Below are 15,012 nucleotides of genomic sequence, written 5' to 3' on the forward strand. Positions count from 1 at the left end.
GGGCCGGGTTGTTTCCCTCGGGGAACGGTGTTCTCAGTGGCGGGCCCGCGGGGCTGTGAGGGCTGAGCCACTACCGCCCCCGCGAGGCAGGTGCCCTCCCTTCGCGCGCCGGCCCGCCTTCCCGTCCCCGCCCCGCGCCGTGAAGCTCGATTCCCCGCACCGGACCCCGCCGCACGCCCCCCTCGCTTAACCCCCCTTCAGCCGATCCTCAAGGCCGCCTTAAGGATCTCGGGTGCGGTGCCGACCAGCCGTTTCCCGGCGCCCCCGGCGCCTAGTGTGCCGCCGTGACCACCGAGGCAGCCGACCCCCGACTCGACGCTTATCCCGCCCTCTCCGCCTACTTGCGCCAGACGGATCCGACCCACGCCCCGCACCCCGCCCCCGCCGACGCGCCGCCGATGCCCGCCGGGCCTCCCCGGGCCGGCGGGCGGCGTGGCTCCCGCGCCGTCCGCAAGCCCCGCGCGAGGCGTGGCCGGGACGGGTGGACCGGCCGGCTGAAGGGCGACACCCCCGCCGCGCCCCTCCGCGTCACGCCCGCCGCCCTCCGCGCCGGGATCCTCGCGGGGGCGCTCGCCGTCACCGGGCTGTGGGCCGTGCAGGCCGAGCCGTCCGGGCGGCTCGACGTCGTGTTCGCCACCGGGGCGCACCTCACGGGGCTGCTCGCCGGGTACGGCATCCTCGTCATGCTCTTCCTGATGGCCCGCGTGCCCGCCGTCGAGCACGGCGTCGGCGCCGACCGGCTCGCCCGGCTGCACGCGCTCGGCGGCCGCCACGTGCTGAGCCTCTGCGCGGGCCACGGCCTGCTCGCCCTGTGCGGATACGCCGCCCACGAGGGGACCGGCCTCCTGGACGCCGCCCTCGACCTGCTCGGCTACCCGGGCCTCGCCGCGGCCACCGTCGGCACCGCCCTGCTCGGCGCCGTCGGCGTGACCTCCGCCCGTGCCGTGCGCCGGCGCCTCCCGCACGAGACCTGGCGGGCCGTCCACCTGCTCACCTACCTCGGCGCCGCCCTCGCCTTCGTGCACCAGCTCGCCGGGCCGGACGTCGCGGGCGGCGTCCTGACGGTCTGGCTCTGGGCCCTCGCGCACGCCACCGTCGCCGTCCTCCTTGTCTGGTACCGCCTGGTCGTCCCCGTACGGCAGGCGCTGCGGCACAGCCTGCGCGTCATCGACGTACGCACGGAGGGGCCCGGCGTCGTCTCCGTGGTCGTCCAGGGCATCGGGCTCGACGAACTGCGCGCCGAACCGGGGCAGTTCTTCCGCTGGCGCTTCCTGCGGCGCAGGCTCTGGCACACCGCGCTGCCCTTCTCCCTCTCCGCGCCCGTCCGCGACGACACCCTGCGCATCACCGTGAAGGCGGCCGGCGACCACACGCGGCGGATGCGGCGCCTCAAGCCCGGCACCCGCGTCCTCGCCACCGGCCCCTTCGGCGCGCTCACCGCCCACCGCCGTACGAGGCGCAAGGTGCTGCTCCTGGCGGGCGGCGTCGGCATCACGCCGATGCGGGCCCTCTTCGAGACCCTGCCCGGCGGCCCCGGCGACCTCACGCTGCTCTACCGCGCGGGCAGCTCCGAGCAGCTCGTCCTGCGCGCGGAGCTGGAGGCGATCGCCGCGAGCCGCCAGGCGGGGCTGCACTATCTGCTCGGCCCCTCCGACGCGGCCTTCGATCCCCTCGCTCCACAGGCCCTGCGCAACCTCATCCCCGATCTCGCCGAGCACGACGTCTATCTGTGCGGGCCGCCAGGGATGTCGGCTGCGGCGACGACGGCGCTCGTGCGGGCCGGGGTGCCGGAGGAACGGATCCACGCGGAGTGCTTCACGTACTGACTCCGCCGGTTCAGAGCGTGCGGGCCGTCCGCGGCCGGCCGCGCAGTTCCCCGCGCCCCTTACGGGGCCCGACCACCCGAGAGAGCTGATCATGGGACGCCACCGCAGACCCGCCGCCCCGGCCAAGGGCCCCACCCGTCAGGCCCGCCACAGGCTCGCCGCGGGGCTCGCCGGGGCGAGTGCGCTCGTTGCCACCGCCCTCGCCCTCACCGTCGACCCGGCGGCGCCCCCGGCTCCCGACCGGTCCCCGGCCACCGCCCCCGAACCCCAGGCGGCACCCTGACCGGGCGCCCCGCCAAGCTCAGAAGTCGCTCAACTCTCCGGAGTTCCATGGACGCCGTGATCACCGCGTCCATAAGGTCATGATCATGCCTGACATATCCCTGACCACGGTCGTCGTCCTCTGCCTCGCCGCCCTCGCGGCCGGCTGGATCGACGCAGTGGTCGGCGGCGGCGGACTGCTGCTGCTCCCCGCCCTGCTGCTCGGCCTGCCGGGCTCCACCCCGGCCGCGCACGCCCTCGGCACCAACAAGGCCGTCGCGATCGTCGGGACCACGGGTGCGGCGGTGACGTACGTCAGGAAGACCCCGGTCGACGTGCCGACCGCCGTCCGCATCGGCCTCGCCGCGCTCGCCGGGTCGATGGGCGGCGCCTTCTTCGCGGCCGGGATGAGCACCGAGGTGCTCAAGCCTGTGATCATGGTGGTGCTGCTCGCCGTCGCCGCCTTCGTGATCCTCAGGCCCGCGTTCGGCACCGCGCCGTCCGCCGAGCCCGCCTCGCCCAAGCGGATCCTCGCCGCGATCGGCCTCGCGGGCCTCGGCATCGGCTTCTACGACGGCCTCATCGGGCCCGGCACCGGCACCTTCCTGGTGCTCGCGCTGACCGCCGTGCTCCATCTCGACCTGGTCTCGGCCTCCGCCACCGCCAAGATCGTCAACTGCTGCACCAACGTGGGCGCCCTCGCCATGTTCGCCTGGCAGGGCGCGGTCCTGTGGCAGCTGGCCGGGCTGATGGCCGTCTTCAACCTCGCGGGCGGCCTGTTCGGCGCGCGCACCGCGCTGAAGAAGGGCAGCGGCTTCGTCCGGGTCGTGCTCCTGACCACCGTCTTCGCGCTCGTGGTGAAGATGGCGTACGAGCAGTGGCTGGCCTAGGGTCTTTCTGGAGGATCTCCGCCAGAAGGGCCCCAGGGCGTCAGCGCACCGAGGTCAGATGCGCGAAGACCACCACGTTGCCCTGGTAGCCCGTCTTCCTGGAGTACTTGCCGCCGCAGGTGATCACCCGCAGTTCCGGGCGGCGGGCGGCGCCGTACACCTTCTCGTCGGGGAAGTCGGCCGCGTCGTACACCTCGTTCGCGTCGACCGTGAAGACGGCCACGCTGCCGTCCCTGCGCTCGACCTCGATGGTGCGGCCCTTCTGGAGGGCGCCCAGCTCGTAGAAGACCGAGGGGCCCTCCTTGTTGTCGACGTGCCCCGCCACGATGGCCGTGCCCCGCTCGCCCGGCGTGGTGCCCGCCTCGTACCAGCCCGCGAGGTTCTCCCGCTCGGGCGGCGGTACGTCGAGGCTGCCCTGCGGGGTCAGGCCGAGGCCCATCAGGGGTGCGTCGACGCCGATCGCCGGGATCCGCACGCGGTCGGGCGGCGACGGGGGGAGCGGCGCGGGCCCGAGGTCGGCGCGGTGCACGCCGGGGCGGGCCGACGCGGCCTGCGCGGCGGAGGGCTGCGGCGGCGGGTGCGACTCGGCGCCGCCGCGCAGCAGCCACGCGCCGGAGCACAGGGCGACGACGGTGACGGCTCCTATGACGGCGTTGCCGGTCTTCCTGCGTACTCCGCGCGTACGGCGCATGCGGCGTCCCCCTCGGGATCGGGCGGTCCTGCCCCTCGTCCCCCTTCCGGCCCGCGAGGGGACACGGGCCGGGAGGGGGCAGGGGTGGCGGTACCGGTGGACAGCGGAGGGTGTCCGTCAGATCCTGTCGCCTCTCGCCCGGCGATGCAGGAGCCAGGTACCGCCCGCGGCGGCGACGGCAAGCGCCGCCACTCCCGCCGCGGTCTGTACGGGGTCGGGGCCCAGTGCGCCGCCGACCCCCGTCTTCACATGTCCCTTCGGGTGCGGCTGCTGCCGCTCCCCGGCGTCGGCCGTGGAGGTGACCGTGACCATCAGGTCGCCCGCCAGCTGCTTGTTCTTGGCCGCGGCCCCGCCGGACCCCGAGCACTTCGCGACGATCTCGTAGGTGCCGGGCTGCGCGGAGGGCGGGACCTTGAACTGGCCGACCGCGTCCTGCGGGTGGGTGCTCGGCGCCAGCGTGAACATGCCCGCCCCGACCGCGCTCGCGTCGCCCGTCGCGGTGCCGTCGGTGCCGCAGGCGGTGGTGTTCACGGTGACGGTGGAACCGGGGGAGACGGTGGCGGGATAGATCTCCAGGCCCCCGCCTGCCGCGGCGGACGCGGGGGCGGCCAGCGCACCCGCCGCCGCTACGGCGAGCGCGGTACCGGACAGCAGGCGGGCGATGCGCATGGTGCTAGTTCCTCCGAGGCCTTCGCGCGAGCCCGTCCCGCGGCACCCCCAAGTGCCGCTGCGTCGGTCGGACCCCGCACTGCCGAGGTAAGTGGCACTCGCACCCGCACGCCTGCTGATACCCCATCAGAAACGGCCCGATCCTCCGCCCCGCGCGCCCTCGACGGGGGCGTTCCAGCAGGTCACCGGCGTACCGGAGGAGAGACTCCGAAGAGGACGGGCGGCGGCTGTGAATGGGTGACCCCTGCACCGGATGGGTCCAGTGGGGCAGGGGGACCCGGTGGGTCAGATGGACCCGGTGGGGCAGGCGGACCCGGTGGGTCAGATGGTGTCCCAGGGGACCCCCGCGTAGATCTCCGCCACCTTCGTCATCAGTTTCTCGTCGACCTCGTACTCCCTGTCGTCGATCCGGCGCACCGGACTGACCCCCCACGAGTTGGTGACGAAGGCCGCCGGGTACGACGGGAGGTCGGCGAGGGTGACGGGGGCGTGCCGGGTGGGCAGGCCTGCGGCGGGCAGGCGGGCCTCGACCAGCTGCATCGTGATGCCGGACAGATGGGGCGCGCTCGGCCACACCACCTCCGTGCCGTCGAAGAACGCGACGTTCGTGACCGCGCCCTCGCTGACCTCCCCGCCGGGCCCGGTGAGCAGCGCCTCGTCGAAGCCCGCGCGCCGCACCAGCTCGGTGTGCCTGGCCTGCCCGAAGCCGCCCAGGTGCTTGATGTGCGCGAAGGGCCGCTGGTACGGCACGGACCGCAGCGCCTGCGCGCGGTCCGCCATCGTGGCGGGCAGCTCGGTGGGCGGCCGGACGGTGACCATCAGGGAGGGGGTGCCGTCGGGCGCGTGCACGTGGACGCGTACGGACGCCTCGGTGATGTCGTCGCGCAGGACGTGCCGGATCAGGCCGCGCACGTGGTCGCCGTCGAGGCCCTGCCCGAAGAGCTCGCGGGTGGCCGCGTCGAGGCGGGCCAGATGGAGGCCGACGCCGCGCACCTTCCCGCCCCTGATCTGCATCGCGGTGAAGTGCCCCAGGTTCACGGTGGCGGGGTGGAGCAGCGTTTCGGCGGTGGCGGCACGGCCGTCGATCTCGACGCGCAGCACCTGCGGGGTCGTTGTCATGGCGCCACGCTACGAGGCGCCCCCCGCCGCGGGCCCGCGGCCCCCGGGGCCGGCCGGGCCCCGCCCCTCGACGAGCCTGCGCGGCCCGGCACCGCGCGAGCCCAGTTCGTCCGCCGGATTGGACAGCGCGCACCTGGTCAGCGAGAGACAGCCGCAGCCGATGCAGTCGCTGAGCTCGTCGCGCAGCCGCTGGAGCGTCCGGATGCGGGCGTCGAGGTCGGAGCGCCAGCGCTCGGAGATCAGCGCCCAGTCCGCGCGGGTCGGCGTGCGGTCGTCGGGGAGCAGGTCGAGCGCGTCGCGGATCGCGGCCAGTGGGATGCCGATCCCCTGCGAGGTGCGGATGAAGGCGACCCTGCGCAGGGTGTCGCGGCTGTAGCGGCGCTGATTGCCCGTCGTGCGGCGGCTCTTGATGAGCCCTTCGCGCTCGTAGAACCGCAGCGCGGACGGGGCGACACCGCTGCGCCTCGCGAGCTCGCCGACCGTGGCTTCCCTGGCGTCCGGTGCGAGGTGCGAGGTCATGTGGGCAGCGTAGCCACGGAGATGCCTTGACCTGAATCGCGGTTGAGGTAAGAGCCTTGGCGCATGACCGAAACCACGTCGTCGGCAGTCGCTCCTGCCGCCGCTTCCGCCTCCCTGTCCGCCACCGTGTCCGCGCCCGAGCCCGCCGCTCCGCTCCGCGTCGCCGTCGTCATCGGCAGCAACCGGGAGGGCCGCTTCGGGCCCGTCGTCGCCGAGTGGCTGCTGGCCAGGGTGCGCGAGCGGACCGATCTCGTCTTCGACGTCGTCGACCTCGCCGACGCCGACCTGCCCACGTCCCTCTCCTTCCGTCCCTCCGACACCGTGAACGCCGAACTCGCGAAGGTCACACCGAAGTTGGCCGACGCCGACGCGTTCGTCGTGCTCACCCCCGAGTACAACCACTCCTACCCGGCGTCCCTGAAGAGCCTCATCGACTGGCACGGCGCCGAATGGCAGGCCAAGCCCGTCGCCTTCGTCTCCTACGGCGGCCTCTCCGGCGGCCTGCGCGCCGTCGAGCACCTGCGGCCCGTCCTCGCCGAACTGCACGCCGTGACGATCCGCGACACCGTCTCCTTCCACAACGCGGGCGCCCTCTTCGACGACGAGGGCAACCACCGGGACCCGGCGGCCGCGGACGCGGCGGCCAAGACGATGCTCGACCAGCTGGCGTGGTGGGCCTGGGCCCTGCGCGCCGCCAAGGAGGTACGCCCGTACGGGAGTTGAGGTTCGCAGGTGATCACCCGCAGGCCCCCGCCGTGGACTCAGGCCGCCACCGGCTCCACGGCGGCGCGCGGCGGCCGGGCCCGCGGCAGGTCGACCGCGGCGACCGCCCCACCGTCCGGCCCGTTGGACAACTCGACGCGCGCGCCGATCACTTGGGCCTGGCCGAGCGCGATGGTCAGCCCGAGCCCGGTGCCCTGACCGCGTTCGCGCGCGCCGGTCTGGAAGCGCTGCGGACCGTCCCTGAGCAGGCCGTCGGGGAAACCGGGGCCGTGGTCGACGACGGAGACGCGGGTCCCCGATATCCGCACCTCGACCGGCCCGCCGCCGTGCCTGCGGGCATTGGTGACGAGGTTGGCGAGAATCCGCTCCAGGCGGCGCGCGTCGGTGCGTACGAAGACGTCGCCGGTGCCGTCGGCGCGCCCGGCGTCCCCGCTCTCGCCCGACTCCCCGTTCTCCCTGCTCTCCCCGGAAGTCCCGGCGGCCTCCCGGGACTTCCCGGCGTTCCCGTCGGTGAAGCTGACCGTGCCGTCGCAGCCCGAGCGCTGCACGATGCCCTCGACGAGCCGCCCCAGCGGATGCACGTCCAGGTCGGGCTTCTCCACCTCCGCGTCGAGCCGCGCCACCTCCAGGAGGTCCTCGGTGAGGGCGCGCAGGGCGAGCACCCGGTCGCGCACCAGCTCGGTGGGCCTGCTCGGCGGCAGCAGCTCGGCGGCGGTGTGCAGCCCGGTCAGCGGCGTACGCAGCTCGTGCGCGACGTCCGCGGTGAAGCGCTGCTCGGCCTCCAGGCGCTGCTGGAGCGAGGCGGCCATCGTGTCGACGGCGGTGGCGAGTTCGGCGACCTCGTCCTTGCCGTGCCGGACGCCCGGCGGCCTGGGATGGTCGATGCGGGCGTCGAGGTCGCCCTGGCTGATCCGGCGCGCGGTGGCCGCGGCGGTGCGCAGTTCGCGGCTGAGCCTGCTGGACAGACCGGCGCCGCCGAGCGCCGCGAGGCCCACGACGGCGGCACCCGAGACGATCAGCTGCCGGTCGAACTCGGCCATCTCGTCGGCCTGTTCGTGCAGCGACTCGCGGACGGAGAGCACCTGGTCGCCGACCGGACGGGCCGCCCACACGCACGGATCGCCCGACTTCATGTCGAGGTAGGTGGTGCGCTGCCCGGCCAGCGCGGCCTTGCGCAGCGGCTTCGGCAGGTCGGGCGAGTCGAGCGCGGCGCCCGTGTCGTCCTGGTCGACCTGCCCGGTCAGCTCGTACAGCTGGCGCACCCGCACCAGCTGCGCGATCGCGCCCGACCTGGCGTTGTCCGAGACCTGGTCGAGCCTGGCCTGGTGCACGAGCACCCCGATGGCGACCGCGACGACGGCGCAGCCCGCGGCGAGCAGCGCGGCGATCTTCCAGCGCAGTCCGAGGCCGTTGAGCGCGGCGCGGGCCCCGCGCGCCATCAGTGGCCGCCCGGGGAGGCGGAGGGGGTGGGCGGCCGGGAGGTCTTCGGTTCCCCGGTCTCCTTGGGCTCCACCGGCTTCTTGTAGTTCTTGACGTCGCTGAGCGTGGACATCCGCGCGCCGTCCCAGTGGAAGCGCACGGCCTGCTCGCCGCCGTCCGCACACGGCGTGCGCACCAGCAGGTCGGGGCCGATCGTCTCGACGCTCATGCTCCGCCCCGAGGTGAACAGGATGGGATAGACCTTGCCGCCGCGCTCGGTGTAGGCGACGACCACGCTGCGCCCGCTCTCCGTGTCGGCGGCCACGAGCAGCTCGGGCTTCTTGTCGCCGGTCAGGTCCGTGAACATGGGCGGCCGCAGCCCGGCCTGCCCCGGGCGGTCGATCATCTCCCGGTCGGCGAGCGGCCGGGTGCGCGGATCGGCCCGCAGGATCGCGCGGACGTCCATCTCGGCGAGCCCGCCGGAGCCCACCTTCGGCAGCCCCTTGAGCGCCCGGGGCGGCGGCTCGCGCGTGGCCGCGTCGGCGCCGGGCGCCTCGGAGGACGTACTCGCCCAGGCGGGCCAGACCGACTCGGGGCGCGGCTGCACCGAGACGGACGGCGCGGGCGTACCGGCGCCGAGGCCGTTGGTGCGCTCGCACCCGGACAGCGCGAAGACCGCCAGGACGGCGAGGGGCGCGGCGCACAGGGCGAGCCTGCGGCGGAGGATCGGGTTCATGAAGTCAGGGACCGTCGCGGTGGGGAGCGGGCGTGGCGGTGGCCGGTCCCGGGACTGCGCTGGGGATTCGGCAGTGGACCGGCCACCGCGTCCGACGCTAGGAACCGTCCGTCACGGAAATCGGGAGATTGTGTAACAGCTGCGCTTAATAACGCCGCGATCCTCCGATCGGGGACCTTCGGATCGGGACCAAGGGCCCGCCCGCCGGGCCGGTGGACTTCGGGAAGGATCACCGCTACGACTGCTGGGAGAACCGACACGACCCACGTACGAACGAGGTGCCCCGTGCCAGAACCGACCGTGCTCACCGTCCTGACCACGACGGACACCGAGGCGAAGGCGGCCGGCCTCGCCCGCGGGGCGGTGCACGCACGCGTGGCCGCCTGCGCCCAGGTGAGCGGCGCACCCGTCACCTCCGTGTACCGGTGGGACGACGGCATCGAGTCCGCGCGGGAGTGGCAGGTGCTGTTCAAGACGACCGCCGCCCGCTACGCCGCCCTCGAAGCGTGGCTGCTCGAAGCCCACGACTACGACACCCCGGAGATCATCGCGACCCCCGTGGTCCGGGGGAGCGCGGCCTATCTGGAGTGGGTGGAACGGGAGACGGCGGAGTGAGCCCGCAGGGGGCGGCGGCCCGGTTGCCGTTCTTCGTGTACGGCACGCTGCGGCCGGGGGAGTGCAACCACGCGGCGCTGCTCACCGGCCGGGTCGCCCGCGAGGACCCCGCCCTGCTGCCGGACGCCGTCCTCTACGAGGGCCCCGGCTACCCGTACGCCGTCGAGCAGCCACAAGCGGGCCCCATATACGGCGAGTTGGTCACCGCCCTGCCGTCCGCCCACGCCCGGCTGCTCGTCGCACTCGACCTCCTGGAGGAGTACGCGCCCGGCGATCCGCGCAACCTCTACGAGCGCGTGGCCCGCGAGGTGACCCGCACCGCCGACGGGGCGCCGGTCCGCGCCTGGGTCTATGTGGCGGCGCCCAGGGTGGCGACGCGCCTGCGCACGGCGGGCACGGTGATCGAGGGCGGCGACTGGGCGTCCCACCGGCTCCGGAGTTGAGCCCCCGTCCGCCCCACCTGACCACCCCCTGAACTCACGCCTCAGGAGACCAAAGCCGCAGCTCAAACGCCTTCGACTTCGATCTGATGGACTCCACCACTCGTACGGGCGAATCGACGCGACCACCCAGCGTGAGCACCTGGATGCTCTCCGTGTGCACCGGTCGGTGCGCACGTCGGTGCGCGAGCACCCTGTCCTCAAGAAGGAGTCGCCTCATGCGAGTTCGCCGTTCCCTGCCGGCCCTCATCGGCGCCCTTGCTCTCGGTCTCGGGATGTCCATGGCGTCCTCGGCCACCGCCTCCCCGGCGGCGGTCAAGGACCCGTGCGGATTCTTCGAGACCGCCAGCGACGCCTACTACAACCACTGCACGAGCGACGGCTCGCACATCGTGATCGAGATCGACGACTGGGGACCCAACTCCGAACAGTGCGTGGGCCCCGGCGTGACCTGGATCGGCTCGGCGTCCGGTGTGGACGGCGCCTGGTACACGGGACGCACCTGCTGACGCACGACACCACCGCATGACGGCGGGTCCGGGGGTGCTCTCCCTCCCCGGGCCCGCTCCCTGCCCCCTACGGCCGTTCGAGCCGCACCGCGCACACCTTGAACTCCGGCATCCGCGACACGGGGTCGAGCGCCGGATGCGTCAGGGAATTGGCCCGCCCCTCGCCCGGCCAGTGGAACGGCATGAACACGGTGTCGGAGCGGATGCCGGACGTGACCCGCGCGGGAGCGACCGCGCGGCCGCGCCGCGAGACCACCGCGACCGGCTCGCCCTCGACGACGCCGAGCCGCGCGGCCAGCCGCGGGTGCAGCTCCACGAAGGGCCCGGGAGCGGCCGAGTTGAGCTCGTCGACCCTGCGCGTCTGGGCCCCCGACTGATACTGCGCGAGCACCCGCCCCGTCGTGAGCAGCACCGGATACTCCGCGTCCGGCTCCTCCGCCGCCGCCCGGTGCACCACGGGCACGAACCGCGCCCGCCCGTCCTCGGTGGCGAACCGGTCGAGGAAGAGCCGCGGGGTTCCGGGGTGGGGGGTTCCGGGGCGCGGGGCTGCAGCGCCGCCGAGTTCACCTTCTGCGCCGCCCCCGCTGCCGTCGCCGTCTCCATCGTCTCCGCCGTCTCCGCCACCCCCAACGTCCCCAACGTCCGGGCAGGGCCAGAACACCCCCTCGCCCTCGTCCTCGGCGAGCCGCGCGTACGAGATTCCCGCGTAGTCCGCGGGGCCGCCCGCACTCGCCCTGCGCAGCTCCTCGAAGACCTCCTCCGGGTCGGTGGGGAAACCCTTGCCGTGGCCGAGCCGGTCCGCGAGGCCGTGCAGGACGTCCAGGTCGCTGCGGACCCCGGGCGGCGCCGACACCGCGCGGCGCCGCAGCAGCACCCTCCCCTCCAGGTTCGTCACCGTCCCCGTCTCCTCCGCCCACTGCGTCACCGGCAGCACCACGTCCGCCAGTTCGGCCGTCTCGGACAGCACCACGTCCGCCACCGCGAGGAAGTCCAGCGCACGCAGCCGCTCCTCCACGTGTCCGGCCCGCGGCGCCGACACCACCGGGTTGGACCCCATCAGGAGCAGCGCCCTGACGTCCCCGCCGAGCGCGTCGAGCAGCTCGTACGCCGACCTGCCGGGACCCGGCAGCGCATCCGGATCCACCCCCCAGACGCCCGCGACATGCGCCCGCGCCGCCGGATCGGTCAGCTTGCGGTACCCGGGCAACTGGTCCGCCTTCTGGCCGTGTTCGCGCCCGCCCTGCCCGTTGCCCTGCCCCGTCAGACAGCCGTACCCGGACAGCGGCCGCCCCGCCCGCCCCGTGGCCAGGCACAGGTTGATCCACGCCCCGACGGTGTCGGTCCCCTTGGACTGCTGCTCGGGACCGCGCGCGGTGAGCACCATCCCCGACCCGGCGTCGCAGAACAGTCGCACCGCCTCGCGCAGCCGGGGCACCGGCACCCCGCTGATCCGCTCCACGTGCTCGGGCCAGTGGGCCATCGCCGCGGCCCGCGCCTCCTCCCATCCGCTGGTGCGCTCCTCGATGAACTCCTCGTCCGTGCGGCCCTCGGCCACCACCAGGTGCAGCAGGCCGAGCGCCAGGGCGAGATCCGTCCCCGGGCGCGGCGCCAGATGCAGATCGGCCTGCTCGGCGGTACGGGTCCGCCGGGGGTCGACCACGATCAACGTGCCGCCGTTCGCCCGCAGTTCCGTCAGATACCGCAGCGCGGGCGGCATCGTCTCCGCGAGGTTCGACCCGACGAGGATCACGCACCCGGTGCGGGGGACGTCCGCCAGCGGGAACGGCAGCCCCCGGTCAAGCCCGAACGCCCGCTGCCCCGCCGCCGCGGCCGACGACATGCAGAACCGCCCGTTGTAGTCGATCTGCGACGTGCCGAGCGCCACCCGCGCGAACTTGCCGAGCGCGTACGCCTTCTCGTTCGTCAGACCACCCCCGCCGAACACCCCGCACGCGTCCGCGCCATGCTCCGTACGCGCCCGGGAGAGCCCGTCGGCGACCCGGTCGAGCGCCTCCTCCCAGCCGGCCGGCGTCAGCCTGCCCGTGGCCCGGGACCGCACGAGCGGCTCCGTCAGCCGCACCCGGGAGGAGAGCAGCGCGGGCGCGGTGCGGCCCTTGCCGCACAGGGCTCCTCTGTTGACGGGAAACCCGGGGCGCTCCACGACGTCCACGCCACCGCCAGGGGCCTCCGTCAGCCCCATCCCGCACTGCAGGGCGCAGTAGGGACAGTGGGTCGGGGTCGCCGTGGCCGTGGTGGTGGGGTGCATGCGGACCAGCGTCCGCCGGGCTTGTTACGCGCCTCCGCGTGGTCGCGTTACACGCGGGACAATCCGACCTCAGCGGCCTCCCCGCCCCGCTGTGAGGCGGTGGTTGGCCCCGTCCAGGGTGCGGGGAACTGCGCGAGAACGGACCACGATCCGCACCCGGCTGACGACGGAACCGGGGCGGACGCGCTGCCGCCGCACGGCCCCGGACTACTCGTCTGCCAGGATCCGCCGTCCGCAAGTCGCCTTCGGCTGGGCGCGCAGTTCCCCGCGCCCCTAAAGACACCCCCTCCGCACTCAGCGCTGCTGGGCAGCCGCGCGTCAGCGAGGTGCGGACAGAGCCCGGTCCACACCGTGCTCCCGAGCCCCGAGGAACCGCGGATCCGGTTGGAACGCCGAGTCAATCGCCGCCTTGCCCGCCGCGAACACCTCCCGTGCGCCGCCGTAGTACCAGGTCGCGTCGTGGACGGCGTCCACCCCGACCCCGTACGACGAGACGCCCGCCGCGTCGCACAGCGCGACCGCCCTGCGTATGTGGAAGCCCTGGCTGATCAGCACCGCCCGGTCCACGCCGAATATCTTCTTGGCGCGGACGCAGGAGTCCCAGGTGTCGAAGCCCGCGTAGTCGCTCACGATCCGGCGGTCCGGCACGCCGTGCTTCTTCAGGTAGGCGCGCATGGCGTCCGGTTCGTCGTACTCCTCGCGGCTGTTGTCGCCCGTGACGAGCACGACCTCTATCCGGCCCGTGCGGTACAACTCGGCAGCCGCGTCGAGCCGGTGCGCGAGGTACGGCGAGGGCTCGCCCCGCCACAGCCCGGCCCCGAACACCATCGCGACCCGGCTGCGCGGCGCGTCGGCGACCGTCCCGATCCTGTTGTCCGTCGTCACGAACAGCCAGGCCGACGGCAGCAGCGCGAGCACGCACAGCGCCATCACGGCCTGCACACCCCGCCGCTGCCCCTTTCTCGTACGCGGCAGCCGAAGCCATGCCGGTCTCCGCACCCGCAGCCACCCGGGCGCCCGCAGCCGAAGCCGTCCCGGCACCCGCAACCGCCGCGCCCACCCTGTCCGTTCCATGTGATCCGCCCCCGTACGCCCCGGATCTCCCCAGATCCGATCACTGTGACAACCGTAAGCGACCGCATCGGCACGACGGACGCTCCGCGACCCCGAAACAACCCGGAGAACGACCCGCAGAACACCCCGAGACCGCGCTCCGAAGCACCGGGAAGCCGGACCCGGAAGCAGGACCGGAAGCAGGACCGGAAGCAGGACCGGAAGCAGGGCCGGAAGCCGGATCCGGACTCGAAGCCGGACCCGAATCCGCACCCCGAAGCCCCACCTGACCCGCCCCCGACCCCCGTCGTGAGCCGGAGGAAAACAGTCGTCACGGCCACGCAACGCCGGCGCAACCTGCCCCGGCCATCCTCGGTCCATGACGCCGTCGAACCCTCTCCGCGACGAGTCCGGCAGCACTCACCTCGACAGTACGGCGCAACTCATGGACCGCATCACCAGCCAGCTCGGCCACCAGCTCCGCCGCGTCTCGGCGGACCGCGGACACCGGCCCGATCCGCGCGCGCCCCTCGTCCTGGTCGCCCACGGCAGCCGCGACCCGCGCGCCCTCGCCACCGTCGAGGCCCTCGCCGAGCGGATCCGCGCGCTGCGGCCCGGCCTGGCCGTGCGGCTCGGCCACATCGAGCTGAACGAACCGCTGCTCACCGACACCCTCGCCGCGCAGCCGCCAGGTCCCGCGGTGCTCGTGCCGCTGCTCCTCGGCCGCGGCCAGCACGTCAAGCGCGACCTGCCGGGGGCCGCCGCCCGCGCCCCGCACCTCGACTGCCGCGTCGCCGCCCCGCTCGGTCCGCACCCGCTGCTCGTGGACGCGCTGCACGCCCGGCTCGCCGATGCGGGCTGGCCGGACGGAGCGGGCGCCGCCGAGCGCCGCCGGCTCGGTGTGGTCCTCGCGGCGGCCGGCTCCCGCGACCCGGAGTCGGCCGCCGACACCGAGACCACGGCGGTGCTGCTCGCCGAACGCCTCGGTGTGCCCGTCCTGTCCGCCTACGCGGCGCCCACCGCGGCCTGCGCCCGTACCGTGCCGCAGGCGCTCGACGCCCTGGCGGCCGAAGGACGGCACCGCGCCGCAGTCGCCGCGTACTTCACCGCGCCGGGCCGGTTCGCCGCGCAGGCCGCCGCCCACGCGCCCTGGATCGCCGCCGCGCCGCTCGGCGCGCACCCGGCGCTCGCCCGCCTCGTCCTGCACCGCTACGACCGCGCGGGCACCGCGCGTAGGGTGGCCGAACCGCGCCGCCTGACCCGGGTCTGACCGGGG

The 15,012-nt window shown here is 74.3% G+C and carries 16 protein-coding genes; 8 read left to right on the top strand and 8 right to left on the bottom strand.

Annotation, left to right across the window (positions count from 1 at the left end):
• Nucleotides 1–398: 398 nt before the first annotated feature.
• The 3 genes from ACIO9J_RS17645 to ACIO9J_RS17655 all read left to right on the top strand — a co-directional run bounded on the left by ACIO9J_RS17645 (nt 399) and on the right by ACIO9J_RS17655 (nt 2,977).
• Nucleotides 399–1,826, top strand: coding sequence for a ferric reductase-like transmembrane domain-containing protein (locus tag ACIO9J_RS17645; RefSeq protein ID WP_402001059.1), 1,428 nt, complete (start codon nt 399–401; stop codon nt 1,824–1,826).
• A gap of 91 nt (nt 1,827–1,917) precedes the next feature.
• A complete protein-coding gene (locus ACIO9J_RS17650; RefSeq protein WP_401999603.1) occupies nt 1,918–2,109 on the top strand; it encodes a hypothetical protein in 192 nt (63 codons plus the stop codon).
• A gap of 85 nt (nt 2,110–2,194) precedes the next feature.
• The gene (locus tag ACIO9J_RS17655) at nt 2,195–2,977 is read left to right on the top strand and encodes a sulfite exporter TauE/SafE family protein (RefSeq protein WP_401999606.1); all 783 of its coding nucleotides are present in this window, start codon (nt 2,195–2,197) and stop codon (nt 2,975–2,977) included.
• A 40-nt stretch (nt 2,978–3,017) separates the two neighbouring features.
• Here ACIO9J_RS17655 and ACIO9J_RS17660 read toward each other — a convergent pair whose 3' ends face one another.
• The 4 genes from ACIO9J_RS17660 to soxR form a co-directional block, all read right to left on the bottom strand.
• A complete protein-coding gene (locus ACIO9J_RS17660) occupies nt 3,018–3,668 on the bottom strand; it encodes a class F sortase (RefSeq protein ID WP_401999609.1) in 651 nt (216 codons plus the stop codon).
• A 117-nt stretch (nt 3,669–3,785) separates the two neighbouring features.
• Nucleotides 3,786–4,337, bottom strand: a complete 552-nt coding sequence (locus ACIO9J_RS17665; RefSeq protein WP_401999611.1) for a hypothetical protein — start codon at nt 4,335–4,337, stop codon at nt 3,786–3,788.
• Nucleotides 4,338–4,658: 321 nt separating this feature from the next.
• Nucleotides 4,659–5,456 (bottom strand): aminotransferase class IV, encoded by a 798-nt coding sequence (locus ACIO9J_RS17670; RefSeq protein ID WP_401999614.1) that lies wholly within the window; start codon nt 5,454–5,456, stop codon nt 4,659–4,661.
• Between the two features lie 9 nt (nt 5,457–5,465).
• On the bottom strand, nt 5,466–5,975 hold the full coding sequence (gene soxR / locus ACIO9J_RS17675; RefSeq protein WP_401999617.1) for a redox-sensitive transcriptional activator SoxR: 510 nt from the start codon (nt 5,973–5,975) through the stop codon (nt 5,466–5,468).
• A gap of 63 nt (nt 5,976–6,038) precedes the next feature.
• On the opposite strand from soxR, the gene ACIO9J_RS17680 reads away from it, so the two are divergent.
• Entirely contained in the window at nt 6,039–6,698 is a 660-nt protein-coding gene (locus ACIO9J_RS17680) for an NADPH-dependent FMN reductase (protein WP_401999620.1), read from the top strand.
• 38 nt (nt 6,699–6,736) lie between these two features.
• Here ACIO9J_RS17680 and ACIO9J_RS17685 read toward each other — a convergent pair whose 3' ends face one another.
• Both ACIO9J_RS17685 and ACIO9J_RS17690 read right to left on the bottom strand, forming a co-directional pair.
• The gene (locus ACIO9J_RS17685) at nt 6,737–8,137 is read right to left on the bottom strand and encodes an ATP-binding protein (RefSeq protein WP_401999623.1); all 1,401 of its coding nucleotides are present in this window, start codon (nt 8,135–8,137) and stop codon (nt 6,737–6,739) included.
• Nucleotides 8,137–8,853 carry a hypothetical protein gene (locus tag ACIO9J_RS17690; protein ID WP_401999626.1) on the bottom strand — a complete coding sequence of 239 codons (717 nt, stop codon included), beginning with the start codon at nt 8,851–8,853 and terminating at the stop codon, nt 8,137–8,139. The genes ACIO9J_RS17685 and ACIO9J_RS17690 overlap by 1 nt, the downstream gene beginning before the upstream one ends.
• Nucleotides 8,854–9,138: 285 nt before the next feature.
• Between ACIO9J_RS17690 and cutA the strand changes: the two genes are divergently transcribed.
• The 3 genes from cutA to ACIO9J_RS17705 all read left to right on the top strand — a co-directional run bounded on the left by cutA (nt 9,139) and on the right by ACIO9J_RS17705 (nt 10,417).
• Entirely contained in the window at nt 9,139–9,468 is a 330-nt protein-coding gene (gene cutA, locus ACIO9J_RS17695; protein ID WP_401999628.1) for a divalent-cation tolerance protein CutA, read from the top strand.
• Nucleotides 9,465–9,911 (top strand): gamma-glutamylcyclotransferase family protein, encoded by a 447-nt coding sequence (locus ACIO9J_RS17700; RefSeq protein ID WP_401999631.1) that lies wholly within the window; start codon nt 9,465–9,467, stop codon nt 9,909–9,911. The genes cutA and ACIO9J_RS17700 overlap by 4 nt, the downstream gene beginning before the upstream one ends.
• Nucleotides 9,912–10,126: 215 nt before the next feature.
• Nucleotides 10,127–10,417: a DUF6355 family natural product biosynthesis protein gene (locus ACIO9J_RS17705; protein WP_401999634.1), complete on the top strand. Its 291-nt coding sequence runs from the start codon at nt 10,127–10,129 to the stop codon at nt 10,415–10,417.
• A 67-nt stretch (nt 10,418–10,484) separates the two neighbouring features.
• On the opposite strand, the gene ACIO9J_RS17710 is transcribed toward ACIO9J_RS17705, so the two are convergent.
• Both ACIO9J_RS17710 and ACIO9J_RS17715 read right to left on the bottom strand, forming a co-directional pair.
• Nucleotides 10,485–12,683 (bottom strand): molybdopterin oxidoreductase family protein, encoded by a 2,199-nt coding sequence (locus tag ACIO9J_RS17710; RefSeq protein ID WP_401999637.1) that lies wholly within the window; start codon nt 12,681–12,683, stop codon nt 10,485–10,487.
• A gap of 318 nt (nt 12,684–13,001) precedes the next feature.
• Complete coding sequence (locus ACIO9J_RS17715; RefSeq protein WP_401999640.1) at nt 13,002–13,757, bottom strand: vancomycin high temperature exclusion protein; 756 nt, start codon at nt 13,755–13,757, stop codon at nt 13,002–13,004.
• A gap of 358 nt (nt 13,758–14,115) precedes the next feature.
• Here ACIO9J_RS17715 and ACIO9J_RS17720 point away from each other — a divergent pair, with 358 nt between their 5' ends.
• A complete protein-coding gene (locus ACIO9J_RS17720; RefSeq protein ID WP_401999643.1) occupies nt 14,116–15,006 on the top strand; it encodes a sirohydrochlorin chelatase in 891 nt (296 codons plus the stop codon).
• The last annotated feature ends 6 nt before the right edge of the window (nt 15,007–15,012 follow it).

Source organism: Streptomyces sp. NPDC087300 (assembly GCF_044744425.1).
GTDB lineage: Bacteria > Actinomycetota > Actinomycetes > Streptomycetales > Streptomycetaceae > Streptomyces.

Excerpts from the sequence above, each read along its gene's own strand:
- ACIO9J_RS17715 (WP_401999640.1), bottom strand. The coding sequence starts at position 13,757 with ATGGAACGGACAGGGTGGGCGCGGCGGTTGCGGGTGCCGGGACGGCTT.
- ACIO9J_RS17670 (WP_401999614.1), bottom strand. The coding sequence starts at position 5,456 with ATGACAACGACCCCGCAGGTGCTGCGCGTCGAGATCGACGGCCGTGCC.
- ACIO9J_RS17660 (WP_401999609.1), bottom strand. The coding sequence starts at position 3,668 with ATGCGCCGTACGCGCGGAGTACGCAGGAAGACCGGCAACGCCGTCATA.
- ACIO9J_RS17680 (WP_401999620.1), top strand. The coding sequence starts at position 6,039 with ATGACCGAAACCACGTCGTCGGCAGTCGCTCCTGCCGCCGCTTCCGCC.
- ACIO9J_RS17710 (WP_401999637.1), bottom strand. The coding sequence starts at position 12,683 with ATGCACCCCACCACCACGGCCACGGCGACCCCGACCCACTGTCCCTAC.
- ACIO9J_RS17705 (WP_401999634.1), top strand. The coding sequence starts at position 10,127 with ATGCGAGTTCGCCGTTCCCTGCCGGCCCTCATCGGCGCCCTTGCTCTC.
- ACIO9J_RS17655 (WP_401999606.1), top strand. The coding sequence starts at position 2,195 with ATGCCTGACATATCCCTGACCACGGTCGTCGTCCTCTGCCTCGCCGCC.
- ACIO9J_RS17720 (WP_401999643.1), top strand. The coding sequence starts at position 14,116 with ATGACGCCGTCGAACCCTCTCCGCGACGAGTCCGGCAGCACTCACCTC.
- ACIO9J_RS17650 (WP_401999603.1), top strand. The coding sequence starts at position 1,918 with ATGGGACGCCACCGCAGACCCGCCGCCCCGGCCAAGGGCCCCACCCGT.
- ACIO9J_RS17665 (WP_401999611.1), bottom strand. The coding sequence starts at position 4,337 with ATGCGCATCGCCCGCCTGCTGTCCGGTACCGCGCTCGCCGTAGCGGCG.
- soxR (WP_401999617.1), bottom strand. The coding sequence starts at position 5,975 with ATGACCTCGCACCTCGCACCGGACGCCAGGGAAGCCACGGTCGGCGAG.
- ACIO9J_RS17685 (WP_401999623.1), bottom strand. The coding sequence starts at position 8,137 with ATGGCGCGCGGGGCCCGCGCCGCGCTCAACGGCCTCGGACTGCGCTGG.
- ACIO9J_RS17690 (WP_401999626.1), bottom strand. The coding sequence starts at position 8,853 with ATGAACCCGATCCTCCGCCGCAGGCTCGCCCTGTGCGCCGCGCCCCTC.
- ACIO9J_RS17645 (WP_402001059.1), top strand. The coding sequence starts at position 399 with ATGCCCGCCGGGCCTCCCCGGGCCGGCGGGCGGCGTGGCTCCCGCGCC.